Origin of the sequence: Loigolactobacillus binensis (assembly GCF_005405165.1) — a bacterium.
GTDB lineage: Bacteria > Bacillota > Bacilli > Lactobacillales > Lactobacillaceae > Loigolactobacillus > Loigolactobacillus binensis.
This window is the reverse complement of the sequence record NZ_BJDN01000013.1, coordinates 52,850-76,956: the sequence shown is the minus strand read 5'-3', so window position 1 is coordinate 76,956 and position 24,107 is coordinate 52,850. Positions and strand designations below refer to the sequence as shown.

The 24,107-nt window shown below is 39.4% G+C and carries 27 protein-coding genes; 4 read left to right on the top strand and 23 right to left on the bottom strand.

Annotation, left to right across the window (positions count from 1 at the left end):
* Positions 1-260: 260 nt before the first annotated feature.
* The 5 genes from FFM78_RS07630 to FFM78_RS07610 all read right to left on the bottom strand — a co-directional run bounded on the left by FFM78_RS07630 (position 261) and on the right by FFM78_RS07610 (position 4,268).
* On the bottom strand, positions 261-476 hold the full coding sequence (locus FFM78_RS07630) for a hypothetical protein (RefSeq protein WP_137637849.1): 216 nt from the start codon (positions 474-476) through the stop codon (positions 261-263).
* A gap of 294 nt (positions 477-770) precedes the next feature.
* On the bottom strand, positions 771-956 hold the full coding sequence (locus FFM78_RS07625) for a hypothetical protein (protein WP_010014270.1): 186 nt from the start codon (positions 954-956) through the stop codon (positions 771-773).
* A 29-nt stretch (positions 957-985) separates the two neighbouring features.
* On the bottom strand, positions 986-2,317 hold the full coding sequence (locus tag FFM78_RS07620) for a DnaB-like helicase C-terminal domain-containing protein (RefSeq protein WP_137637848.1): 1,332 nt from the start codon (positions 2,315-2,317) through the stop codon (positions 986-988).
* Complete coding sequence (locus FFM78_RS07615; protein ID WP_223877032.1) at positions 2,301-3,191, bottom strand: conserved phage C-terminal domain-containing protein; 891 nt, start codon at positions 3,189-3,191, stop codon at positions 2,301-2,303. Before FFM78_RS07615 ends, FFM78_RS07620 begins: the two co-directional genes overlap by 17 nt.
* A gap of 264 nt (positions 3,192-3,455) precedes the next feature.
* The gene (locus tag FFM78_RS07610; protein ID WP_137637846.1) at positions 3,456-4,268 is read right to left on the bottom strand and encodes a hypothetical protein; all 813 of its coding nucleotides are present in this window, start codon (positions 4,266-4,268) and stop codon (positions 3,456-3,458) included.
* Between the two features lie 282 nt (positions 4,269-4,550).
* On the opposite strand from FFM78_RS07610, the gene FFM78_RS07605 reads away from it, so the two are divergent.
* The 3 genes from FFM78_RS07605 (at position 4,551) to FFM78_RS07595 (ending at position 6,233) form a co-directional block, all read left to right on the top strand.
* Positions 4,551-5,048, top strand: a complete 498-nt coding sequence (locus FFM78_RS07605) for a sigma-70 family RNA polymerase sigma factor (protein WP_010010398.1) — start codon at positions 4,551-4,553, stop codon at positions 5,046-5,048.
* 244 nt (positions 5,049-5,292) lie between these two features.
* Complete coding sequence (locus tag FFM78_RS07600) at positions 5,293-5,496, top strand: hypothetical protein (RefSeq protein WP_010014277.1); 204 nt, start codon at positions 5,293-5,295, stop codon at positions 5,494-5,496.
* 482 nt (positions 5,497-5,978) lie between these two features.
* Positions 5,979-6,233 (top strand): DUF2922 domain-containing protein, encoded by a 255-nt coding sequence (locus FFM78_RS07595; protein WP_010010400.1) that lies wholly within the window; start codon positions 5,979-5,981, stop codon positions 6,231-6,233.
* A gap of 241 nt (positions 6,234-6,474) precedes the next feature.
* Here the strand turns inward: FFM78_RS07595 and FFM78_RS07590 are convergent, their stop codons facing one another.
* A complete protein-coding gene (locus tag FFM78_RS07590) occupies positions 6,475-7,107 on the bottom strand; it encodes a hypothetical protein (protein WP_137637845.1) in 633 nt (210 codons plus the stop codon).
* Positions 7,108-7,654: 547 nt separating this feature from the next.
* Here FFM78_RS07590 and FFM78_RS07585 point away from each other — a divergent pair.
* A complete protein-coding gene (locus FFM78_RS07585; RefSeq protein WP_010010402.1) occupies positions 7,655-8,188 on the top strand; it encodes a hypothetical protein in 534 nt (177 codons plus the stop codon).
* 557 nt (positions 8,189-8,745) lie between these two features.
* Here the strand turns inward: FFM78_RS07585 and istB are convergent.
* From istB to FFM78_RS07500, 17 genes are all read right to left on the bottom strand, one after another.
* Entirely contained in the window at positions 8,746-9,504 is a 759-nt protein-coding gene (gene istB, locus FFM78_RS07580) for an IS21-like element helper ATPase IstB (RefSeq protein ID WP_003680852.1), read from the bottom strand.
* A complete protein-coding gene (istA, locus tag FFM78_RS07575; RefSeq protein WP_137637844.1) occupies positions 9,491-11,053 on the bottom strand; it encodes an IS21 family transposase in 1,563 nt (520 codons plus the stop codon). The genes istB and istA overlap by 14 nt, the downstream gene beginning before the upstream one ends.
* A gap of 308 nt (positions 11,054-11,361) precedes the next feature.
* Entirely contained in the window at positions 11,362-12,267 is a 906-nt protein-coding gene (galU, locus tag FFM78_RS07570) for a UTP--glucose-1-phosphate uridylyltransferase GalU (RefSeq protein WP_137637843.1), read from the bottom strand.
* A gap of 29 nt (positions 12,268-12,296) precedes the next feature.
* Complete coding sequence (locus FFM78_RS07565; RefSeq protein WP_137637842.1) at positions 12,297-12,509, bottom strand: VanZ family protein; 213 nt, start codon at positions 12,507-12,509, stop codon at positions 12,297-12,299.
* A gap of 243 nt (positions 12,510-12,752) precedes the next feature.
* On the bottom strand, positions 12,753-13,787 hold the full coding sequence (gene rfbB / locus FFM78_RS07560; RefSeq protein ID WP_137637841.1) for a dTDP-glucose 4,6-dehydratase: 1,035 nt from the start codon (positions 13,785-13,787) through the stop codon (positions 12,753-12,755).
* Between the two features lie 10 nt (positions 13,788-13,797).
* The gene (gene rfbC / locus FFM78_RS07555) at positions 13,798-14,379 is read right to left on the bottom strand and encodes a dTDP-4-dehydrorhamnose 3,5-epimerase (RefSeq protein ID WP_137637840.1); all 582 of its coding nucleotides are present in this window, start codon (positions 14,377-14,379) and stop codon (positions 13,798-13,800) included.
* 4 nt (positions 14,380-14,383) lie between these two features.
* The gene (rfbA, locus tag FFM78_RS07550) at positions 14,384-15,256 is read right to left on the bottom strand and encodes a glucose-1-phosphate thymidylyltransferase RfbA (RefSeq protein ID WP_069700444.1); all 873 of its coding nucleotides are present in this window, start codon (positions 15,254-15,256) and stop codon (positions 14,384-14,386) included.
* A 62-nt stretch (positions 15,257-15,318) separates the two neighbouring features.
* On the bottom strand, positions 15,319-15,702 hold the full coding sequence (gene tagD / locus FFM78_RS07545) for a glycerol-3-phosphate cytidylyltransferase (protein ID WP_137637839.1): 384 nt from the start codon (positions 15,700-15,702) through the stop codon (positions 15,319-15,321).
* Between the two features lie 90 nt (positions 15,703-15,792).
* Entirely contained in the window at positions 15,793-17,193 is a 1,401-nt protein-coding gene (locus tag FFM78_RS07540; protein WP_137637838.1) for an MATE family efflux transporter, read from the bottom strand.
* A 69-nt stretch (positions 17,194-17,262) separates the two neighbouring features.
* A complete protein-coding gene (locus tag FFM78_RS07535) occupies positions 17,263-18,531 on the bottom strand; it encodes a hypothetical protein (RefSeq protein ID WP_137637837.1) in 1,269 nt (422 codons plus the stop codon).
* A gap of 5 nt (positions 18,532-18,536) precedes the next feature.
* Positions 18,537-19,385, bottom strand: a complete 849-nt coding sequence (locus tag FFM78_RS07530; protein ID WP_137637836.1) for a glycosyltransferase family 2 protein — start codon at positions 19,383-19,385, stop codon at positions 18,537-18,539.
* Position 19,386: 1 nt separating this feature from the next.
* Positions 19,387-20,049 (bottom strand): hypothetical protein, encoded by a 663-nt coding sequence (locus FFM78_RS07525; RefSeq protein ID WP_137637835.1) that lies wholly within the window; start codon positions 20,047-20,049, stop codon positions 19,387-19,389.
* Between the two features lie 71 nt (positions 20,050-20,120).
* Positions 20,121-20,345, bottom strand: coding sequence for a glycosyltransferase (locus FFM78_RS07520; protein WP_137637834.1), 225 nt, complete (start codon positions 20,343-20,345; stop codon positions 20,121-20,123).
* A 44-nt stretch (positions 20,346-20,389) separates the two neighbouring features.
* Positions 20,390-21,319, bottom strand: coding sequence for a capsular polysaccharide synthesis protein (locus tag FFM78_RS07515; protein ID WP_137637833.1), 930 nt, complete (start codon positions 21,317-21,319; stop codon positions 20,390-20,392).
* Between the two features lie 30 nt (positions 21,320-21,349).
* Positions 21,350-22,165 (bottom strand): LicD family protein, encoded by an 816-nt coding sequence (locus FFM78_RS07510; RefSeq protein ID WP_137637832.1) that lies wholly within the window; start codon positions 22,163-22,165, stop codon positions 21,350-21,352.
* On the bottom strand, positions 22,165-23,343 hold the full coding sequence (gene cps2T / locus FFM78_RS07505) for a beta 1-4 rhamnosyltransferase Cps2T (protein ID WP_137637831.1): 1,179 nt from the start codon (positions 23,341-23,343) through the stop codon (positions 22,165-22,167). Before cps2T ends, FFM78_RS07510 begins: the two co-directional genes overlap by 1 nt.
* A gap of 60 nt (positions 23,344-23,403) precedes the next feature.
* Positions 23,404-24,102 (bottom strand): sugar transferase, encoded by a 699-nt coding sequence (locus FFM78_RS07500; protein WP_171001860.1) that lies wholly within the window; start codon positions 24,100-24,102, stop codon positions 23,404-23,406.
* Between the last annotated feature and the right edge of the window lie 5 nt (positions 24,103-24,107).

Below are 24,107 nucleotides of genomic sequence, written 5' to 3'. Positions count from 1 at the left end.
TAAGTTATTAATCGCGATTAATGATTTATTTGAGCTGTGGAAGGTAAACGCGGTTCTGAATGTCTCTTAAAATCTGTCTCAAATATTGACTTCAATCCATCATTACGCTAGTCAACGTTAATGTCACACTCTTTAAGTTTTATCATTTTTGATGGAGCTAGATTATAGTTGTTAGTCCTAAAATAAAACTGATCGAACATACCATTTTTTGTGGCATGTTCGATCAGCTTTTTTTCTTTAAACCAATAACTTATTTATTGCTATTCCACCGCCCGTGCCCCCATTAACCGCAACATCCCCGCCGCGCTACGCTGATTCTGGCACAAAAACTGTAAAAATTGCAGAAATTCGCCGGCGTCAGCTTGACGGTACAAAAACTCACCTAGTACATAGATCGACGCATCAGCCGACAATGGTCGATCTAAAAAGTCATGCTTAGCCAGCTCGTGGCCGACTGGTAATCCTAAATCTGTCATCAAAGCGACTCCTTTCCTAAAAACTAGATAGTATTTGAAAAATGCTGTCAGCTTTTTTCATTACTAATTTGTTTAAACGTGGTCGAAAAAGCCGATTTCTGCGCCTAACCACGCCAGTCAAGCACATCACTTGCTTATTACCCGGCTGCCATGCTTCAACTTGGCGATTTTTGCCTTAGTTGCATGGTCAACGTCCGGAACATTAAAGATTATTAGCAGTCCTTGCTAATAATCCACCACTACTGCGAAGTAGTAGGCTAGTGCTCAAAATCTGGACGCTTTTGCAAACACACTCTAGCAGTCAAAAGCTTCACCAAGCAACGTTTCTAGCTCACTGTGCCATTTATGCGCCGCGAGTACGACTACGCAATCGTTGGTACGCATATTGCGAATCACCAACACGCCATCTGTGCGGTCTAGCTCACGCACTATTTTGTTCAAATACATCTTCGCCGTACTAACGGTGACCGTCTCGATCATCAGCTCTCACCTCCTCTATAATAGCGCCATTAGCTGCGCACATCTGCTGGCACCACATCAGTCTGCATCGGCAAATGACCCCCGTCACCCACAGCCACAGCTTGTTCCTGCACTAATTGTGGCGTGAAGCGCATCTGCCCCGGCACAAAGCTAAACGCCAATTCCGCCAGCCGCCCCGACCGATTTTTACGAAAAATCAGATTCAGATGGCGCGTGGCCTTGCGCTCCTCACTCAAACTGGCCGGATACAGAAAACTGACCACATTGGAATCCTGCTCAATACTGCCCGACTCGCGTAAATCAGCTAATTGCGGCGTACGATCGACGCGTTTTTCCAACTCCCGATTCAATTGCGAGAACAAAATGATCGGAATATCCAACTCGTTGGTCAACAATTTCAGCTCGCGGGTAATAATCTCGATCTCCTGCCGCCGATCATGCCGCGCCGCCACCCGATCCAAACTGATTATTTGCAAATAATCGATCACCGCCACATACTGACCCGCCGGTGCGTGCAACGCATGGTCCCGGATCACCTTGACGATCTGCGGTAGCACCAACAGTTTATCGTGCAATTGCAATCGCTGCTGATCTAACTGACCCACCGCTGCCTGCACCTGCTGTTTTTCCGCCGCCGACAACTGGAACGGATTGGCGAACTTGCCCACTGCGACCCCAGTAGAATAAGCCACCGTCCGCTGATAATTGTCAGTCGCCGTCATTTCCAGGGAAAATAGATCTACCGTCAAGGCCGCATCATGGCTTAGCGCGCGCTGAATTAGATTAACCGCGAAGGCTGACTTACCAATGCCAGGGCGGGCGCCGATCGTCCAGAGCACACCACCGCGCAGACCGCCATTGAACACCGCATCCACATTAGAAAAGGTTTTGATGCCGTTAGCTTGCGGTTGAGCCAAGGCTTGCAACAGCTCCGCGCCGTGCTCCGACATACTCCGTGTCGGCAACTTCGGCTGATTCAGCGCTGCTAGCTGCGCACTTTGTACCTGTAACTCGGCTAAATTATCCGCGCTAGGCAAAGCAAAGTAGGCTTGGGCCGCTACTTGCAGCTTGCCTTGCTCATACCAGAAATGCAGCGCCTGCAAGCTATCCTGAAAAATCGCTTCGTCATCAAATGGCCGCTCAAAAGTTTGCCACTCATCAGCCGCAAAGGCCAACGGATAGGCAGCGTTGAAGCGCCGCTGGATCTCGACCCAGTTGCGGTACGGTCCCGGCTCCGCCACCATAAACTGAATAAATTCACGACAACTTTTGACGCCAAACCATTCAGCGTCGATGCTCACCGTCTGCATCATTTCCGGATGATGCAATAAATAATGTACTACCTTAGTGTCCAATGGCATGCCCGATCTCCTCCACTTCCGCTATCGTTGTGCTGACAGACTCTTCTGCCGCCCGGGCGACCACTTGCGTCACATCACCACAACAAAGATTGAATAAATTCGCTAAATAACGCTGCTTGGTCAGCGGCGCCGCCGATTGTACATGTGGTGCTGGCGGTGCCTCCAATAAATACTGGTTAAACTTCGGTCCAAACAAAGTCTGTGGTCGCAAAAACTTCCAATAGTCGGTACCATACCAATCCTTGCACTTCCAATCGATCACCTGCTTGATCTGTTTGATCGTCACTTTCTGCTCAAATAATTGCGCTAGCAAAATCTGTGTTGCCGCGTCGTTACTAAATTGTTTGCCAGACTGTTGCCGCAAGTAGGCTAGGATTTTGCCGCTAGATGCCGCTAACTTAGTGCGTTGCTCCGGGGTATATTTTTGCAAAGTCAGTGGCGTGACACCAGTTAAGGCCGCTTGCTGATTTATCGAGCGCGCTTGACTTTTCTGGTCAGGTAAATCAAACTTGATCAGTCCAGTATAGTTGGCCCCAGCATCAGGTGCATAGCGCTCCCAATGACAGATCTGGTAGTGACCGTTACTAGCCGGTCGCATTAGATCGCACTGTGCCAACAAAGCCACCACCGGCGCAACGTATGAACCGCGCTCGATTTTGACCCAGCGCGCTAATTCAGTCAACGTCAACGGTTTGTCTGGATCAGTGTATAGCAATCCATTCTGCCGCAACGCGCCAGCCACGAATAACGCCTTGATCCACAGCATATAGCCAGTGTGACACTGACTACGATTAGCTAATTTTTCTAATTTAGTTAATTCCGGTAAATGTAAAAAATCATCCGGTAGTCTAAATAACGTTCGCAAACCCAGCACCTCTTTTTATTTCTTCACTTATAGATGCCGTATCAACGACCGCTTTTGTGCCACAATTTAGGTAAAAAAAATAGACCACATACAGTAAACGTTGATTTAACGCAACTGACGCGGTCTATTTTTTTAAAGTTTTTGACTAAGAATTACCGTCGATAACGATTTAAATTTTATCGTCAGTGTTGCTGACAACACTGCATCCTGTTGCCCGCAACACCCTTGACCGTTGTTGGCAACACCCAACACTGTCGTGCACAACAGTCACTTTTATGACTGCTGCCGGCGTGCTTTGATCAACTCACGCGGCGGGAACCAGGCGTATTGCGCCCGTTCAGTCGCCTCATGGATCGTACTGCAACACTCATCTGTTGCGATATAACAAACATCTTCATCGTGATTAGCGAAGATAAACTGCCGAATCTGCCATGCCGACCACAGTGGTAGCCTTAATCCAGGTATCTCCGGCAAGTTAGCCGGAACAACTAAGTCAACATGACTACTAGGCAGCCACTGTTCGATCGCCCATTGCGTCAACTGGTGCGTATAAATCAGCATTGCGCGCACCTGCGCCAACTTCTTAAGTAACTTCCGCTTGCAGATATGCACCCGAACAATCACTTGCCGTTGTGTTTGCGGCTGCGTAAAAGTCACAAAGGTTGCCTTACTAGTAGTATAAATCGAATCGTACCAGCGACTGCCGATCCATGAAGTTTGCCCCCAGCTAGGTGTGCTCTCCGGTACAAACGAATTCTCCCCCGCAAAATAAAGCGGCTTCCAGCCCAATCTACGTGCTACCCAATGCCAAAATCGCGGACTCGTTAATGACCGCTCACTATACTCGCTGATCAAATCGTTAGACTTACAAGTGGTCAAGATGCAACGCCCATCGATCCCGATCATAGCCGTATAGTATCGCTTACCTTCCATATTAACCGCATGCGCTAAGCTAGCGACATAAACCGTATCAGGTCTTATCACAAATTCATCACTCAACTCAACCAGATCTAACCGCGATTCGATCTGCTCCAAATCAAAATACGGTACGTCGTCGTTAATAAACTTGGGTTTTCGAACTAACATTTTTTAACCCCTTTAAATATCGACGATAATAATTAGCTACATTAATAGCATAAACGACAAAGGTAAACCAGTGCATGAGAAAGCGCTTATTTTTTAATGAAAATATTATTAAGCTTACATTAAAAAAGCTAAGTTAGCACCACCAAAGGCTTTTGCATCAAGAAAGCGTTTTATTTTTATTCGTAAATTCGCCTTTTTTGTCGTTTGCGTACTGCGGGGGTTGACCAGTATGCTTATAGCGTCCTAGACGTCTGGGATCACTACAGAAAAGGTTGTGATCCAATGACAAATCAATTGATCAACACCGCATTTAACGCTGCACTCGCCGATAAAAAGCTGATTTTCGGCGTCTTAAAAAAACTCAACATCACCCGACAGAATCCTGATTTTGACGACTATTTTCAAGAATGCATCCTGGCTTATGTCGACGCGTATTGCCGCTATGCCGAAAATGGCGCCAGCCTTGATCGCCACACTTATCTCTACATCAAACTGCGCCAACGCGTGATTGACTTACTACGCAAACACGACTGTTACCAACGCTACTTCGGCCACACCGCGCCCGATGACCGCAGTAGCGACACCGAACACAGTCTATACCAAGCACTACTCTTGCAGCAACTACTAACTGAACTCCCGCTAACCGAAAACCAATTATTCCGCCTACTTTACCTGCAAGATGACTCGATCACCGAGATCTGCCAACAATTAAAAATTAGTCGCCGCACCGTTTACCGCCGCCGAACTAAGTTATTGGCAAAGTTACAGCAATTATTGTAACGATTGATTTCAGTTACCATGTTCTCAACCAATCTAGACTAAACGCGCCTAAAAAAGCAGATTACTGCGCCTTTTTAGATACCCTGTAGAAAAAGGTGGCACAAATCGGCACGCTCATACGGCATCTATAAGTGAAGGGTAAAATAGCGGCCGCTGATTTTCCCCCCTTCAAAAACTGGCGCCTATCACTAAGTTGCTGATCAACGATAGAGTAGCGCAGCCATAAACTTAAGGAGGTCATCCCATGGCTATTTTGAAAACAGACTTGCAGATCAAAACCGTCGGCGACAACATCGACGGCGAAGCGACACACAAGTTCGTCAACGTCAAAGAAGGCACCACCCCTGAACAACTGGACACATTCGGCAAAACCATCGCTAAACTAGCCAACGAAGGCTACAGCGCTGCCGTCACTGTTATTTACGATCGCCACGACTACGCAGGGTAGAATGCGTTGAAAAAGCGCTCAGATTATGGCCTATAGCCTAGCTGGACGATAAGAGACACGCAAGTAGCTCGTTCGAACAGCGTAGCTATACGGAATAAGCTGCTTTTTCAACCACGTTTCGGCTAGAGTGATAAATTAGGCGCTCAGGATTTGCGCACCAGCCTACTACTCCACAAAAGTAGTTGATTATTAGCAAAAACCGCTAATAATCTTTGATGTTACGGGCGTTGACTATTCTTGTGGCAAAATTCGTGCCGCAAGAAACATGGCAGTTGGGTGATAAGAGACACGTAGTGACTCGTTCACACAACGTAGCTAGTCGCAGAAACCTGCACCATTTAGCATGTTTCCACCACCCTTGAGTAACGCGCACCACCCTCATTTTCGCCGCCAAGCGTACGCCCCGACGCTAAATTGCGGAAATACCGCACCACTGAATTATCTACTACTACACCCAATCCACCACAGAGAGGAGCATTCCCATGAAACAACTTGATATGGAGTTCAAGAACGAAATCGGCAAAACGAAACACATGCGCCTGAATTACGCTTCCCAGACCTTGGACGAAACCACGGTCAAAACAGCGATGCAAACCATCGCCGATTTGAAGATGTTTGAGTTGGAAGCTGTTAATCCGTACGCAACGCCGATCAAGGCGCAGTATATTGAACGGACAGTAACACCAATTTTTGGCGGTGAAGCAGAGGCTGTAGAACCAGTAGCCGACGCTGAATAAACACCGAATACGCCAAACAGCCACACTCAATCAAAAGTGTGGCTGTTTGGCGTTATTTCATTTCAATTTAATAATTCGTAATACTATCGATCGCACGTTGCCGTAATAATTCGATCATTGCCGAACTAACATCCATGACTACTTGATCAGCACTCACAAATTATCAGGCCAACGACTATCCTGTCTACTTATGATCGGCATCATAATAATCAACGCTGATCCTTGACCATCAGATTCTCCCTCACCCCAGCAATGCCAACAAAGACTCCTGTTCAATCGCCAGTGTTTCCGGTATCTGCTGCCAAAAAGTCTGCGCAGAACGTTCAAAATTAAGCAGATCTAGCTCGTTAATTAATAACGCGGCCTGATTTGTATAGACCGATGTGAAGACATCCAGATGACTACTGAGACTATTACCAGAAAAGTCCAATGGGTCAGCTTGACTACGAAAAAAATCGGGTCGTAATTGCTGCAATTTTTGGACAGCACGCTCATTGCCTGACTTAATAGTTTCAGCCAAGTAATAAAGCTGCTGCATCTCCGCAACATTCATTGTTTTAGCCACTTCAGCGGATAGCAACATGCTAAAAAGTCGCACGACGGTTCGATAATTTAAATTCTGGCTAGGTAATTGCTGCCGCTTCAAGTTATCTTGCAAAAAAGTATATATCTGATTATGAAATTGCTGCGCTAGCATCAAAATGTGGGTATAAAGATGCATCGTTATCTTACTATCTACTAAATTAACCGGATACTGTTCTGCTAGCGTTGGCTGGTCGATCTTGGTTTTAAAATAAAGCCGCTTAACTTCTGTCAGCTGCGCACAATAATCATCTTTCTGATCGACCCAAAAATAAAATTTTACCGTCTCCATATCACTAATCCCCATACTCAATATAGTCACTTTATTAGCAGTGAAATACTCATTTCTAAACGTAAAGTTACTTTAATAATAATACACAATATGTAGGCAATTCACAAAATAAATTTAGCTTTTTGATATTTAATTAAAGTAAGGTCGCATATCACCTTGATAGCAATAAAACCACCACTACATAACACGACCAATTTGAGCTATTATCAGCGCTAGAACGGATACGCGCTCAAGATGAGCATGTAAAACAGGCTAAAAAGTATACAGGCGATTGGGTGATAGATGTTAAAAGATCAAGACGACTATACTAATGTTGGCCGATCGTCTGTCTTTGTTGGACGATTTGCTGGCACTGCCGGACGAAAACTTGGCAGAAGGTACGGCTGCTTGACCGTCATCAGCTAGATTGTTTTAGTCTTTCGCACTATGGGGCCTATTTCTTCGCAAACCATGGCCTATTAGATTGCATTATGTGGCCTATGATGATGCTTTCTTCTATGTTACAATTCAATAAAGCGCTTACTTCGATTATTGGGGATTATAACTAATGAACTCAGATACTTGGTTTGATAACTACGTACCAAAATTTATCTTTAACGATAACAATCTAACTTGGAAAATCGATTCTAAATATGACCCACTGATTGCAGAATATAGAAAAGAAGTGGACTTCGATTTTGACATCTTTATTTACACCATGCTTACTTGGCTAAATAACAAGATGCCCCAGTTTAGCCAACAGCATGTACTTAATATGATATTTGACTACTTAGATCAGGCAGAACCCGCTGAGGACACTCAAATTGCTATTTACGGTTTTCTGAATTATTTAACCGTTAATCTTCAAACTGATGTAATCGACCAGCTTGATCATAAACTCTTTAAGTATCCTAAAAAAGCTACACTAGTAGAATATGAGTCAATCGCTGACGTATACTGCAATATTGTTGAAAACGCAATTGCTAGTAGTTTGGGCGGTGATGAGGAACTAGCGATTAAATATTGGCAGCGGTTCTTTAGTTTGCGGGAGAACAGGCCACAACTGAATATCGAGTTTATAAATAATAAGCATGACTCCTAGTAGCATGATTATTTACCACCCTTGCAATAAATAACTAACCGACTTCAAAAATAATTTAATCCAAGTTGTGATTGCCTCAGCAAATAATTGGTGAGGTGATTTTTATTGAATAAACCAGATATTGTTCAAATCAAAATGGATCATCCCGATTCTCAATCACAATCTACTATGGCAATAAAGGCCCTACAGATCAGAATTGATGCTAATAGATCGGTGGTAAGGTAAATTTCATTGATAGGATGAAGGCGGCATCGTGAATTAACCAAGTGAGCGTAAAAATTGACCACACTCGGCGAAAGAATTGACCAACTTATGCGAAGAAAATTGACCATACGACTAAAAGAACCCACTAAAGTGGGTTCAAACATTGTTATTGCTCTAGGTATTCTTTGATCAATTTAATACCAATATCAACGAGCTCATTCTCACTGATCTGTTCGTCGCTTTGAAGCATGGCCATCGTTAACCGATCCGATCAATCAATTTATTTTCAAAGCTTTCCTCTATCGAGTTAAGAAAGTAGTAACTAGCGATCCGATTACGCACATCTTCTGGAATCATACAGAGTCACCTCGTAATCCATAGCGTTCACGCATTGATTTATCGCCTTGAATTAAAATCGGATAGGCATCATGGATAATGCGATCAAGGATTGCATCGGCTATTTGTGGATTACCTAGTTTATTATGCCATCCATCTGGCGCAAACTGTGAACAATAAATGGTTGATGATTGATGTAATCGACTTTCTACTAGCTCTAAAACATAGGTAGACTGCTCTAAAGACAACTCTGTTAACAACCATTCGTCAATGATTAAAACATCGACTTTTTTATAGCGAGCTAATATTTTATGAAAGTTTCCATTAGCTTCATGCTTAGCTACAGCTAAGTCGTCTAAAAGTTCTGGCAGCCGAACATACTTCACCTTATAAAATTGGCGACATGCTTCTATGCCTAAGGCATTAGCGAGCCAAGTTTTACCATTACCAGATGCGCCCATCAAAATAATATTATGATGCTCACGAATGTAGTTCCCTGTTGCTAGTTTTTGGATTAGCTTACGATCCAATTTGCGATCTGGCAAATAATCTATTTCGGCTAACGCAGGCTCTATACTCGGAAAATCAGCGCTGTGTAATAGCCGACTAAGCTTATTAGATTGCTGTCTGGCATAAGCACCATCGACAATTAATTCAAACTTATCTTCAAAATCCATTTGTTGGTATTCTGGTTGCTGTTCCTGAACTTCTAAAATCTCAACCATAGCGTTGAGTCGCATTTCTCGTAATTTACGCTTAGTTTCATCTGATGTCATTATCTTTTTCCCCTTCGATTCCAAAATAGGCTGCGCCACGCGTGAAGCCATAAGTGTTTTGTGCACTTGCATTGTGAGGTTGCTCCTGTTGTTGGTTACTGCGTAATAAACGCTCGATTACTGGCACCGTTGGTGCTGAGGCAATTTTTATAATATCTTGGTAAGCCTGCTCAATCGCTTCACTGGAGTACTTACGGCCAAAATTCTTTAAACGAAGGGTTGCTTTCAGTGCTTGCTTTTCCACTTTTGCCGATTTAAGCAAATAACGAACGACTTCCGTTGTTGCTTCACCAATACTTTCGGCCCACTTAATTGCTTCTTTTGGGGTGTAATCAAGATACAACTGGTGGTTCTCTGGTAGATGATCATGATTAGTCGAGAATTGACCAAGCTTGCCATAAAGTCGTTTGTGTGAGGCAATACGACTATCTTGGTAAAAGATCTCAACGAGATCTTTCGTAACTTTAATATCAACTTTATTCTGGATATATTCGTAAGGAACAGAATAAAACATATTCTCCACATTAGTGTGGTAATCTAATTGTACAGTGGCAGTTTTCCAGGTTGCCATTTTATAAGGTACCCGTGGTAGAGGCTGTAATGCGAACTGCTCTTCGCTAATAAAAGCGTCTTTACGGTTACCTTTTTTATATTTCTTGGTGAATGGTCGCAAATTAAACTCATCTAATTTTTCCCTAACAGCCTGATTTAATTCTATTAATGTGAAAAACTTTTCGTTACGTAGCGCAGCGATAATCCAAGTTGAAAGGATCTTTACACTACCCTCGACGTTGGCTTTATCTTTAGGTGTTCGGACACGTGCCGGCAATATAATCGTGTTATAGTGACTTGCCAATTCGCGGTAAGTCGAATTAAGCACAGCTTCTCCAGATCGGTGCCTGGTAACACCAGTTTTTAAATTATCTGGGACAAGGATTTCCGTAACCCCACCAAAGTACTTATAAGCGTGAATATGACTAACTAACCAATCTTCTTGTTTCATTGACAAGCGAGCCTCACAGTAGCCATATTGGCTACACGGTAGTGTGGCGACAAATAAATAAGCTTTAACAATTTCTCCTGTATCTGAATCAGTTAGAGACAATGTTGTACCTGCCCAATCTACTTCCATAGTTTCTCCCGGCTTACGCTTTATGCGCATAGTCGCTTTATACTTTTGTGCATATTCGTGATAATACTGACAAAATGTGCGGTAAGCGTAGGGAATAACATTATTTTGACGGCACATTGCCTCATATTCATAGTGTAGTAGTGACAACGTCACATTAGACTTAGCTAGTTCCGTATGGATATGTTCAAAATCTGGCAATTGTCTGCCTTTAGACTCACGCTTTTTATGCGGGAAAAGTAGCGCTTCGAACCATTCGTCATCCATTTCATCAGTGAACGGTGGTACTAACACTTCTTCTTTTGCCCGTTTGATGATCTCTGCAATTTTGGGGCGAGAATTACCTGTAGCTGCAGCGATATTCCGTTGTACGACCTTTTGAGCATGGAGCTCAAGAATCTTACGATACTGAATGGACATAAAAAACCTCCTGTATAATATAATTACGCAATGTATGCGCTATCACATTATACAAGAGGTACCTTAGGGCTGGTCAATCTCTTTTGCAGAACTTGGTCAATTTCTTCGCTTAATGGGGTAAAATTTTATGCCGAAGGGGGTAAATGGGAATGCCGTCATCAATACACAATGTATAGGTAATTTACAAAATAAATTTAACTTTTTTTGATAATTGTTCGAATATAATTATACTGCATGCTATTGAAGTGATGCTAGCGATCCTGACGGCAAAAAAATCCCCACTAGCAATCGCTAATGGGGAAACCGCACTACTTATTCTTTTCCTGCTTCTTCTCCAATTCCAACCGTTTAGCCAATTCCATCAAGTAAGGCTTCAATTGATCCTTAACCTCAGGATGACGCAGCCCGAACTCGATATTCGTCGTCACATAGCCGAACTTATTCCCAACATCATAGCGTTCGCCTTTAAATTCACGAGCAAAAACGCGCTGCGTACGATTCAGCGTATCGATCGCATCAGTCAGTTGGATCTCACCGCCAGCACCCGGCTTTTGGTTATCCAAAATATCGAAGATCTCTGGCGTCAGCAAATAACGGCCAATAATAGCTAGATCACTTGGTGCTTTATCTGCAGCTGGCTTTTCAACAAACTTACGGACGTTGAACAAACCTAGTTTCTCTTCAGCTTCAGGATCGATGACGCCGTAAGCAGAAACGTCCTTGTGCGGTACGCGCTTAACCGCTAATGTTGAGGCGTGTGTAGTTTCATAATCGTTGATCAACTGCTGGGTCAGCGGCACCTTGTCTTCCATTAAATCATCGCCCAGCATAACGACAAAAGGTTCGTTGCCAACAAAGGTCTTCGCCAACCGCACCGCATCGCCTAAACCATTGGGATGCGACTGCCGCACAAAGAATAAGTTGACCTTCATGTTAGTCGTTTCCTGCACTAAACGCAGCATTGCGTCCTTATGCTTTTTAGTCAAATTTTGTTCCAATTCAGGTGCCGAATCAAAATGGTCTTCGATTGGCCGCTTGCCTTTACCAGTAATGATCAGAATATCTTCGATCCCTGATTTCTCAGCTTCTTCAACAATAAACTGAATTGTGGGTTTGTCCACGATCGGCAACATTTCCTTAGCCATCGCCTTAGTCGCCGGCAAAAAACGAGTTCCCAATCCCGCTGCCGGAATAATTGCTTTACGTACTTGCATGGTTTTACTCCTCAAAAATATAAGTTAATTTACTTGATTAAAATACTTAAACCATTGACCAACTTAGGAAACACTAGTCCAACAGCCTTTAAAACAATGTACCCAATCAAAACACCGAGTACGTTAGAAATAACATCATTAGTATCAACACTTCGATTCAACCAAATCGAATGATCCAACACATATTGCCCTACCTCGATAAAACTACTGGCTAATATCCCGACGAGAAATACTTTTAAAATATTGGCCGTTAGCGCCGGTAATTAAAATTCGCATAATTGAATCTCCTCACTATTATATTGATTCATATGTATGAAAAAGCAGGGCAAACGGTCTCACAACTAACTGTGTCTCATTTGCCCAACCCTATTTTAATGTATAATTGATTGCTTTAGTTATCGCACCAAAGGAACGCTAATACTTCTCGCGTCAAGAACAATTCCCCACCAGTACTCGCTGTAGAGAACGCTAATCAGAATCGTCACTTATTGGCCATTCTGAGCATATTTCGCCTCAACCGCAGCCTTCTCCGCTCGCCACCAGTCTTCATGCGTCGTATACCAATCGATCGTATGCTGCAGCCCAGTTTCAAAGTCAGTAAACTCAGGCTGCCAACCTAATTCAGTCCGCAACTTAGTCGCATCGATCGCGTAACGCAGATCGTGACCAGGCCGGTCCTTTACCTGCTCATAATCCGAGGAAGACTTGCCCATCAGCTTCAGGATCAATTCCAAAACATCCTTGTTGTTCTGCTCACCGTCAGCACCGATCAAGTAAGTTTCACCGATCTTACCCTTGGTCAAAATCTGCCACACCGCACGCGAATGATCGTTGGTGTGGATCCAATCGCGGACGTTTTTACCGGTACCGTATAATTTCGGTTGAATCCCGCTTAAGATATTAGTGATTTGCCGCGGGATAAACTTTTCGATATGTTGGTAAGGACCATAGTTGTTAGAGCAATTCGAGATCGTTGCGCGCAAGCCAAATGAACGCACCCAGGCACGAACCAACAAGTCCGAGCTAGCTTTCGACGACGAATAAGGACTACTTGGTCGATAAGGTGATTCTGGCGTGAATTTTTCGCCTTTGCCCTCGCCATGTCCCGGTAAATCCTCACGTAACGGTAGATCACCGTACACTTCATCAGTAGAAATGTGGTGGTAGCGCACATCGAATTTACGGCATGCATTGATCAACACCGATGTGCCCACGATATTCGTTTGAATAAATGGTGTTGGATCGATCAATGAATTATCGTTGTGACTTTCAGCCGCATAATGAACAACGGCATCCGCATCTGCCACCAAACGCTCAACCAGTGTCTGATCACAAATATCACCAACGATCAGTTTAACCCGTTCCGCAGGTAAACCAGCCAAATTAGCTTTGTTACCAGCATAAGTAAGCTTATCTAGTACTGTGACATGAACCTCAGGATGATGCTTGACTACATAGTGAACGAAGTTACTGCCAATGAAACCGGCACCGCCAGTAACAATAATATTTTTGAATGTCATGTTAAACTCCTTAGATTTCACCGTAAACAAAGGGATTATTCTGCTCGAACTCAGTAAAGGTTGGTTGTGCCGCATCCTTTTCTGATGTGATCGCCTTATCGAAATCAATTGGCCAATCAATGTTCAATTCTGGTGTCTTAAACGAGATCCCGCCGTCAGCCGCAGCATCATAGTAATTATCACACTTATAAAGAAAATTCACGTTGTCGGTTAACGTCAAGAAACCGTGCGCAAAACCACGAGGAACTAATAATTGACGGTGATTGCTGGCAGTCAGCAAATAGCCTTCCCATTGCTTGTACGTTGGTGACCCGGCCCGCACATCGACAATTACATCCAAAACAGCACCGGTAACCACCCGAATCAACTTAGTTTGCGCTGCTTGTCCCCGCTGAAAATGTAACCCGCGCAACACACCAGCTTGACTAGATAATGACTGATTATCCTGAATAAAATTAAAATCAATGCCCGCTGCCTTAAAATCCCGATCTGAATAAGTTTCTGTGAAAAACCCACGCTGATCGCCGAAAACTGCCGGCGTGATCAACTTGACATCCTGTAACTTGGTTGTTTTAACAATTAATTTACCCATAAAACTATTTTCCTTCTTTCGCTAACCGTAACATATATTGACCGTAATCCGTCTTCTTCAACGGCTGCGCCAACTGAACCAATTGCGCCGCTGAAATGTAACCCATATGAAATGCGATTTCTTCCAAGCACGCCACTTCCAAATTCTCACGCGTTTGAATGGTTTCGATGAAGCTAGATGCCTGTTGCAATGACGCGTGGGTGCCGGTATCTAACCAAGCAAAGCCACGACCCATTAATTGCACATCCAGCTGGCCCCGACGCAAATATTCTTGATTGACGTCAGTGATCTCTAACTCGCCCCGTGGCGATGGTTTGATCTTTTTAGCAATATCCACTACTTGATTATCGTAGAAATACAAGCCAGTGACCGCGTAGTTACTGGTTGGGTGTTCTGGCTTTTCGACGATCGAAATGGCGTGATGGTTTTCATCAAAATCCACCACCCCAAAACGTTCTGGATCATTGACATGATAACCAAAGACGGTGGCGCCGACGGTTTTAGCCGCCGCTTCCTGTAACATTTTGGACAAGCCACCGCCATAGAAAATATTATCGCCGAGGATCAAACAAACCGAATCACCGGCAATAAAATCTTCCGCTAACAGAAAAGCTTCCGCCAATCCGTTGGGCTTTTCTTGGACCTTGTACGAAATATTCAACCCTAATTCATGCCCGTCCTGAAATAATTCTTCAAACCGCGGCGTGTCCTTAGGCGTGGAAATGATGCAAATGTCTTGGATTCCCGCTAACATTAAGCTGGACAGCGGATAATAGATCATTGGTTTATCGTAAACCGGGATCAATTGTTTCGAAATCGCCCGAGTGACGGGATACAGACGGGTTCCCGAACCGCCGGCAAGAATGATACCTTTCATTTGAATGTTCCTCCTCACTTTAGTTAGCAAAACACATTGAAAATAGATAATAAATATTTAGTTTACATCAAATCATGTTTGATTTTAGATGTAGAAATACCACTAGTACGCGGTAAATAAATCACTTCACAATAGTCCTTTAAAAAATCGAATTGACCTTTCCAATCATCGCCCATAACAAATGTATCAATATTATATTTTTTTATATCTTCAATTTTTTGATTCCAAGAATATTCAGGAATCACTTTGTCCACATAACGGATAGCTTCCAAGATATATTTACGATGCTCAAAACTATGATAAGCTTCTTTATGTTTCAGAGCATTAAATTCATCTGTCGAAGTTGCAACAATTAAATAATCTCCCAACGATTTAGCACGCTCTAATAAACGAACATGCCCCCAGTGTAATAAATCAAATGTCCCATACGTAATTACACGTTTCATTAAATTATTCTCCTTCTTACTCATCATTAAAGACCTCAATTAATTATTTCCTCATTAAAAATGATTGCTCAACATATCAAACACAAACTGCTATGTTATTTTCAGATAGCTGATACCACGTTTCAAATTATTTCTATTAATTAATAAGTATGCACATAATACCAATAAATATATAGTAAGACCAATCTGAAAACCGAAGAACCAATTAGAAATCATGAAAACTAAAACTACTACTGTTTCCGACCAAATTTTATGTGCAGTTCTTAGTTGCAATTTACGACTAAGAACATATTCACCAAGACTACTTTGTATCCACAAAATAAATATAATTGAAAACATTAAGATAGGTAGGTTTTTAAGCAAAAAAACATTAAGCAGTGTCACTACAAAACTACATGCAACAGAAACTAAATTTACTTTTAACAAATCACGTTCAAATCTAAACGTCTTCATAAAAGTACTAACAAGTAATGAAAACTTCCCACTATAAATACACATTGGAAATAATAACGACATATACACTAGACTATCTTTATACTTGGGTAACCACATAGGCAATAATAAACTAATTGGATAATAAACAAGCAACCCAACAAATAAAATACAAATCAATAATTCTCTAATACCCAGGTAGACGCTTTTTAATCTTTCCTTATTCATTCTTCTGAGTACAGGGTATAAAACCAAACTAATGGCACTAATAAATGTCATTAATAAATTAGAAATATTAAGAGTAAGTGAAATTTTCCCAAAAATCTTAACACCCCAAAAAGCTTGAATACCATATCTTACGATGCCAATAATCAATGAACCTGCAAAATTAGCGATTAATAGCTTAACCCCAACTGAAAAGTTAATCCATGCTTCATTTAAACTCCAATAAAAATTAGAAATACTTTGAAAAATAATCTCTTTACAAGTATAAAACGCATAACACATGGATAAAGTTCGACCCATAATGTCTGCAAAAATGAAGTATTTAAAATTACGAACTCTTAATACAAGCAATAGAATTACAAGTACAAAATAAAATATTCGGCCGATTATACTCATAACCGCGTATTCTTGAATTCTTCCTGTATCCTGTAAAATATAAAGACAAAACTGGCGAAGGTTAATCAAGACAGTTGCAAAAGCAGTCATTATAAGAATATAGGATCTATTACCATCACCTACAAAAAAAGAATAACCAATAATTAAACCTGCAATAATTAATTGCATAAGCATAATTTCAATAAACTGAGAAAAGAATAATTTTTTATCCAATTCAGTATAACGAGCACCACCAAAGCGTAAATAAATACCATCTAGCCAACCAAAATGTAATACACCGACATAAGTAGTATAAAAAATATATAACTGCCAATATCCATATGCTTTTACCCCAATAAATTTTGGAATAATTAAAACTACTAATGCAGATATAGCTAATGAAATAAAGTTTGAAAAAATTGTATATGAAAAATTTTTAATTAACTCTTTGAGTTTCAATTAATCGCCTTCTTATATTAAGATAAATATTTATTATTGAATGATTCAATAATAAATGTAGGACTCATTTTATATGCTTTTATTTACTCCATTTACTTTTAAAGCATTTAAACAAAACATACCAATGAAAATAAGTGCAACAACCGAATAGTGTGCTAAATACGACGATTGTATGCTACTTAAAAAAATATCACTAAGAATAAATCCCGAAATTACTCTAGATGTTGAACTGCAATTAATAAAAAAGGTTTTTAAAAAATCTTTTGCAAAATAATAAAGCAAGTAGATGAATACAACTGCTCCAATTAAACCAAGTTGACCAAAAATCATTGGGAAGTAATTATCATTAAGATATAACTGGTCTACTGGTCCCATTCCCCGTAAAATAGAAAATCCCATATCATAGTAAGTTTGTGAATAATGTTGGGCAGCAGAAGATGATCCGAAAGTTGCAAAACCGGATCCAAATGGAATATATGTATGAATTAACTGAATTGCTCCGTTTACAAACCTTCTTCTGGGCGTAAAATCATCAGCTAAGAAATAATATTTAAATTGTGAATAGCCAAGTATTACTAATACAATTCCGCCAAAAATAGATTTCAATTTAATATGATTATTAGTAGTCCATACTGTTGCCCAATATAGGCCAAAATACACAACAACTAAAATAAAACCTCTTGATCTAAGAGTAAAAATTATAGTCGCAAGTGTCATAAAAATATATGTATTAACGTTTTTTCCTAAAAATTCTTTATAGGCAGTCAAAAAAATTAGTACGTAAGTCATTTGATTAATTACAAGTCCTGGTGTTCCAAATATAAAAGCATATGATCGTAGACCATATCTTATTTCATAAGACATATGTATATTGGAAAAAAGATTTATTACACCAAATGTAAATACGAAAACAACATATATTTTGAAAATAAATCCTAAAAATAAAAAAATTTTTTTATACATTAAAATTCTATTAAATGAATAAGAATACCTACTTTTTAAACCAATATAAAGCCAAAGAAAACGGAATGTGCTTACAATATCGCTAATAATATAAAAGAAACTAGACTGCCCATTTGAAATATAATTTCCAATAAAGCCGATTATTATACAAATAATCGAAAGCACAAGGAACAATAAATCGCTCTTTGATATTACTTTACAATAAACTAACCGTATAAAATATAGTGTAAGAAATAAAATAGAAATAAATTCATCAAAATAATTAAATGGTGCAAATATCGTTTGTAATGAATTTTGAAAAAAAAGAATTAATACAGCTATGCAAACTAAAACAGAAATAAAAAAGCTTCTATTTTTTTCCCTTACTCTATTCATTAAAATCATCCTTTTAATAACTCAATAAAAACAGTTGTTGATTGTAGCAAAGCTCTATTAGAAAAAATAGCTTTTTTATAACGATTAGAAAATGTCATATCGGTAGAAACATCATCAATATGTACAACCTCAATAGTAGGATCATATATCATTGTATAATTATTCTTCATTGCTAGATAATAAAGAATTTGTGCCTCCATATACATAAATGTTTTTGGATAAAAACAAGAATCATTATCATTAATGAAATCAGACGAAAAAACATAAAATGAACCATGAAGTGGCTTATTCTTTACTATCTGAGTGACTTTTTTTGTATTAACACTTTGTTTTCGCTTCTGTGGATGTCGATTGATAATACGCCATTTAATCCAATACACAGATTTTAAATGATTTTTAATAATCAAAGCACGTCTTGCCTTTTTTAAAGTTCCTAACGAATAATCTTTTTCCTTCATGGGATTTTGATGAAAACCACCTTTAAAAGTAATAATATCAGGACCCATAATATGGAAAGCATGATCATAATAACTTTTTTTAACTCGAGCAATAAAGTCATTCTGCTTAATTAAAATATCGCTATTCATAACAACAATAAACTCTGGATTATAATGAATTTTTGCGAATTTATAGCCAATATTATTTCCTTTTGCAAATCCTAAGTTTACATCGTTATGTATAAGGTCAATCATTTTATTATCACCATATACATGCTTCAGTTTTTTAAATGAATTATTTGGCGAAGCATTATCTACAATAATTACTCGTTTATCACCATCTAACTCTAATATTTTATTTACAGTTTCAACGGTTTGTTCAATTGCCATATAATGTAAAATAACAAAACAAATCATTTTATCTCTCCTTTCTTAATAATTTGAAATTATTTTCAAATTCATTTTCTCGATCTAGCGGAATAAACTTAAATGTATTCAAATAAACATTCAAATATATCTCAAATTTTAGTAAAAATTCATACAGATCATCATCGCGTAATTCATCAATCTGGGTAGCATGACGGTTCCGATGAACAAATGAAATCATACAATTACTAAGTGAAATTTGATACACTGCATATTTAACTTTATTGAATCTCAAAACTTTACTTACTAAACCAATAAACTCATTTTCCTGTAATTCAAATTCAATAGCAAATATAATTAAAGACTGTGAAATTCCTTCATTAACCAGCAAATTAATATGTGTGTACTCCGCTATTGAATAAACTAACTTTAAAAAAATAATCCTAGTTACAAAAAAATCAACCGTATGTGATTCATTATATTGAGGATTATTTGTTACATAATTGGCCATTATACTTGATAATCTTTTATACTTATTGGTGTGTCGAATAATTGGATATGCTAGCGTATGACAAGCACGACCTAACAAAGTTGTACGGTCCCACTCAATAAAATTAATAAATTTCTTATTATCTTTTTTTCTAGAAGCATTACTAAATTGCTTTGAAAAAAAGCTTTTTCCACTAGCAGGTAATCCTGATAGATCAATAATCATATAATCCACCTCAAAAAAATCACAAGTCTATGTAAATAACTCCACAGTAATTATAAATCAGCCTTTCTGACCTAACACTTTATAGCAAAAGCAATATAAAATAAATATTCACCGCAAGCTTCTTTTATGCCAATATTTCTTGCTTGCGAAACACCCTGATTCTGCTGTGTTACAACACGAATATTACTATACTTTTCCTGATAGCTAATCGCAATTTTATTTGTATTATCAGTTGATCCATCATCAACTATTAATACTTCCAAATCCAGAGAATTCTGTTCAACCTCGCTTCTAATATTCTGCTATCTTTCATATTGTATTATTGTCCTCTACTTATCATTTAATTTAACGTTGTTAATAATTGTGTTAATTTTTCATAATTAATTGCTTCACGAGAGTTTTCAAATTTATTAGTGAATTTCATCATTTCAAATTTATCTAAGTAACTGGCTAATTCAGACTTATGCAAACTACTATGCCGCATTTTTAACATTAGAAAATGTGGTAATGTATTATCAAGTGGCGGCACACTATCCAAATAATCAGACATTTCGTGTGAAACTATGATCATAAAATGATGAAAAATAAAATAATCAATTGCTCTATCATTCTCTTCCCAATATTTAAAAAGCATATCCCTAACACGCAACAGAAATTCATTGTTATTTTCCGCATGAATAAACCAATTTGAAACAGGAATTGAATGGCCACTTCTTCCTGGTCCGTATGTTTGCGGAATCTGAAACTCCGGTAAATTAAGAATAAAATCTTTTTTTACAATTACGGTTGAATCAATCCAAGTTCCTCCATAAGTACATAACAATTGTACACGTACAATATCGGAAAAGTGAGTATTTGATATCTTCCCATTCTTCCATTTAAGTTTGATATACTCGGGAATATCGATATAATCAAAGATATTTTCTTCAGTTATTAAATTTACCAAGTTAGGAAATTTTCGCTTTAAATAATTAAAATTAGCCTTGCAAAAATCAGGAGCGTTCTCAATTCCTTGTAACCACATGAACCAAATCATATTATTTGGGACAATTTTAAGCGTTGCAGAATTAAAATTGTCAGAAATTTCTCTTTTAAAAAATTTACGCTTTAACGTTCTCTGAATTCCCAAATTCAATCTTTCTCGGAAAATTTCAAGTCCTACTCTATCCTTCCCAAGCGAAAAGGGAAGTAACCCTAACATTAACGGTAGCTTCCCAGCACGAAAATAAGAATATATAGTGTTAATAACCTTTTTTCTACGTATATTCACTTAATAACCTCTCAATATTATTAAACTTACTTATATTATCTCAAAATGTTTTTTGCTCTCACGTTGTTCTTTAGAAGGTAATTTCATATAATCACCATACATATGTTTTAAGTACGCATCATAATCAGACGGACCTTTAAATATATGACCTTCAAATTCATAAAGCCTACCCTCACCGAAATACTTACGCGGCACGATTTCTTTAACTCGATAAGCTCCCATAATCGTTCCAGCAAATTGACTATTTTGCTTTTGTTTTCTCAGCAATCTATCAATTTTATATTGTAGTTTATTAGCTGAAAAAAGGCGTTGCAATGGTAAATGTGTGCCAAGAAAAATCGTCAATTTTTCTAAAGCACCGCGTTTGCGTGCTTGATCTATGTTATCTTTCTGTACCAAAGAGATTAATGCTCGATAAGACAGCACTTGAAAATAATAGAACTTACGTAAAAATTCATTATTCGGCGTACCGTCGATTGGAAAAATATCGATTGATACATGTGCAAAGGATTCCTCAATATTATGATTACGAACTTCTCTCACCTTGTAATCAGTATTTTCTATTCGAGTAATATAATACTTATACTTCTTATTAGTTTTAAAATTATCAACGATCAAGTTAGTCGGTAACTCACGCGCAAACTGTGATAGAAATAATTCATAATCATGTCTAGGCATAGCGATATCCATATCATCATCCCAAGGAATAAAGCCCTTATGCCGAATTGCCCCTAGTAAAGTGCCACCAATCATATAATAATTCAAATGATGTCGATCTAAAATCTCAACGACATCTTTTAAAATATCAGTATCAATTAGCTGTAATTTTCTAATATCACTCGTCATTATTTTACCAACCTAAACTCTTTCTCATACTCACTAACAATAAACGACCAACTATAAGCATCTGTAATCCGCTGTGTTGACGCTTGATCAAACCGTTCGATTTCATCTGCCGATAAAGCGTCAGACTGTTCGATCAATTTAGCCAAAGCTCCAGATTGCTTGCTCCAGTAAAGTGCGCTGTCCTCACCAACTTCACGATTAAAGCCAACATCGAACAACAGATTCAACTTAGTACTAGCTAAAGCTTCAAGTAACGAGGGGTTAGTCCCCCCTACCGAATGACCGTGTAGATAACCATATGCCAGTTCACGAATCTTGCTTAACAAGTTCTGATCGTAAACCGTACCAACGAACTTGATGCGCTGATCCTGTTCAAAGTGGGTCTTAGCTTTTAACGCCTCATAGAACTGATTATGTTCGACATTAGTAATGATCACCAAGTCTTTTTGTGATTTTGAAGTCATAAATTCCCGAATCATGGTTTCATAATTATTTTCTGGGACAAAGCGACCAACAATCAAATAATACTCGTTAGCGCGAATATTGAATTTATGGAACCAATCAGTAATTTTAGCATCATCGTCGGCTAAAGTTGACCGCTGTACATCAGCGCCATACGCAATAAAGATTGTTTTCGGTCGATACTGCGCGTAGGTCGTTTGAATATATTTTTCAATATTCTTGCTGTCACAGATCAATAGATCCGCATGTTTTACCATCAAGCCTTCGGAATATTTCCAGTACTGTCTTACTGGCTTACTCCATTTAGCCCGCATCCATTCATGACCATCGGGATTAACGTAGACAACGCCGCCAATTGCATGCACGCGCCGTGTAATATCCCGCATAAAGGGTCCAATCCGGCAAGCCAAGATGTAAAAAATTGGCTTTTTGATTCGATGACGTCGTGCATAGCGAATCGCCTGGTTCAGCGCGGCAACATCATAATAGATCGCCTGTGCTGGACCGATATTCGGTACATAAACATTAAAACAATCAGCGTGATTATGCATAAAATGCTTCTGTTTGGCTGCTGTTTTATTGGTCACTTTACAAGCAACATGATATTTAATTGCTGTGTCCTGCTGCCCCTGAGTTAAATATTCCAAAAAGGTTTCATAACCACCATAATTGGCTGGAATCCCTTTTGATCCCACGATGAATACATGTTTTTCCACTGAATTTACTCCCCTATTTCAACACTCACACAAACGCCAACCTTAATACTAAAATAGCGCTTAATACGCGCTATTTGGCCATATCATAATCTTCACAGTTAAGAACATAATCTTCAGGTCAAACCAGAAGCTACTTTTTTCTATGTACTGTAAATCCAATTCAACCATTTCGTCAAAGCCTACACTGTTACGACCACTGATCTGCCATAAACCTGTACAACCAGGCTTAACGTATAATCGCTGTTTGGCGTATTCGTTATAGTTTGCCACCTCACGTTCCAATGGTGGTCGTGGTCCAACTAGCGACATGTCACCTTTGAGAACGTTAATCAACTGGGGTAACTCATCAATGCTGTATTTACGAATGAAACGGCCGATCCGTGTTACCCGCGGATCTGCTTTCATTTTAAACATCGCGCCATCAACTTCGTTATACTTCAACAAGTCCGCCAATTTCTTATCAGCGTCTACAACCATTGAACGAAATTTATACATTTTAAATGGCCGTTGATGCTTACCCAAACGGATTTGCGAATAAAATACTGGACCTTGGGGATCGTCGCGTTTGATCAGAATTGCGACGATTAAGAATGGGATAGCCAATAGGATCAAAGCAATACTACTAGCGACAATATCGAACAATCGCTGAATACTGTAATAGGCGTATCTATGGTCAAGCGCAATCCGATCTAAGCGCGCAGTTTTATAAGCTTTGATGCTTGGTTCGATATTGTGTTCTCCCGTCTTATCGATCATCATTCAGT

What these genes read in the sequence shown, in the direction of transcription:
- FFM78_RS07630 (WP_137637849.1), bottom strand. Translation starts at nt 476, where the DNA reads ATGACAGATTTAGGATTACCAGTCGGCCACGAGCTGGCTAAGCATGAC.
- FFM78_RS07625 (WP_010014270.1), bottom strand. Translation starts at nt 956, where the DNA reads ATGATCGAGACGGTCACCGTTAGTACGGCGAAGATGTATTTGAACAAA.
- FFM78_RS07620 (WP_137637848.1), bottom strand. Translation starts at nt 2,317, where the DNA reads ATGCCATTGGACACTAAGGTAGTACATTATTTATTGCATCATCCGGAA.
- FFM78_RS07610 (WP_137637846.1), bottom strand. Translation starts at nt 4,268, where the DNA reads ATGTTAGTTCGAAAACCCAAGTTTATTAACGACGACGTACCGTATTTT.
- FFM78_RS07605 (WP_010010398.1), top strand. Translation starts at nt 4,551, where the DNA reads ATGACAAATCAATTGATCAACACCGCATTTAACGCTGCACTCGCCGAT.
- FFM78_RS07600 (WP_010014277.1), top strand. Translation starts at nt 5,293, where the DNA reads ATGGCTATTTTGAAAACAGACTTGCAGATCAAAACCGTCGGCGACAAC.
- FFM78_RS07595 (WP_010010400.1), top strand. Translation starts at nt 5,979, where the DNA reads ATGAAACAACTTGATATGGAGTTCAAGAACGAAATCGGCAAAACGAAA.
- FFM78_RS07590 (WP_137637845.1), bottom strand. Translation starts at nt 7,107, where the DNA reads ATGGAGACGGTAAAATTTTATTTTTGGGTCGATCAGAAAGATGATTAT.
- FFM78_RS07585 (WP_010010402.1), top strand. Translation starts at nt 7,655, where the DNA reads ATGAACTCAGATACTTGGTTTGATAACTACGTACCAAAATTTATCTTT.
- istB (WP_003680852.1), bottom strand. Translation starts at nt 9,504, where the DNA reads ATGACATCAGATGAAACTAAGCGTAAATTACGAGAAATGCGACTCAAC.
- istA (WP_137637844.1), bottom strand. Translation starts at nt 11,053, where the DNA reads ATGTCCATTCAGTATCGTAAGATTCTTGAGCTCCATGCTCAAAAGGTC.
- galU (WP_137637843.1), bottom strand. Translation starts at nt 12,267, where the DNA reads ATGCAAGTACGTAAAGCAATTATTCCGGCAGCGGGATTGGGAACTCGT.
- rfbB (WP_137637841.1), bottom strand. Translation starts at nt 13,787, where the DNA reads ATGACATTCAAAAATATTATTGTTACTGGCGGTGCCGGTTTCATTGGC.
- rfbC (WP_137637840.1), bottom strand. Translation starts at nt 14,379, where the DNA reads ATGGGTAAATTAATTGTTAAAACAACCAAGTTACAGGATGTCAAGTTG.
- rfbA (WP_069700444.1), bottom strand. Translation starts at nt 15,256, where the DNA reads ATGAAAGGTATCATTCTTGCCGGCGGTTCGGGAACCCGTCTGTATCCC.
- tagD (WP_137637839.1), bottom strand. Translation starts at nt 15,702, where the DNA reads ATGAAACGTGTAATTACGTATGGGACATTTGATTTATTACACTGGGGG.
- FFM78_RS07535 (WP_137637837.1), bottom strand. Translation starts at nt 18,531, where the DNA reads ATGAATAGAGTAAGGGAAAAAAATAGAAGCTTTTTTATTTCTGTTTTA.
- FFM78_RS07530 (WP_137637836.1), bottom strand. Translation starts at nt 19,385, where the DNA reads ATGATTTGTTTTGTTATTTTACATTATATGGCAATTGAACAAACCGTT.
- FFM78_RS07525 (WP_137637835.1), bottom strand. Translation starts at nt 20,049, where the DNA reads ATGATTATTGATCTATCAGGATTACCTGCTAGTGGAAAAAGCTTTTTT.
- FFM78_RS07510 (WP_137637832.1), bottom strand. Translation starts at nt 22,165, where the DNA reads ATGACGAGTGATATTAGAAAATTACAGCTAATTGATACTGATATTTTA.
- FFM78_RS07500 (WP_171001860.1), bottom strand. Translation starts at nt 24,102, where the DNA reads ATGATGATCGATAAGACGGGAGAACACAATATCGAACCAAGCATCAAA.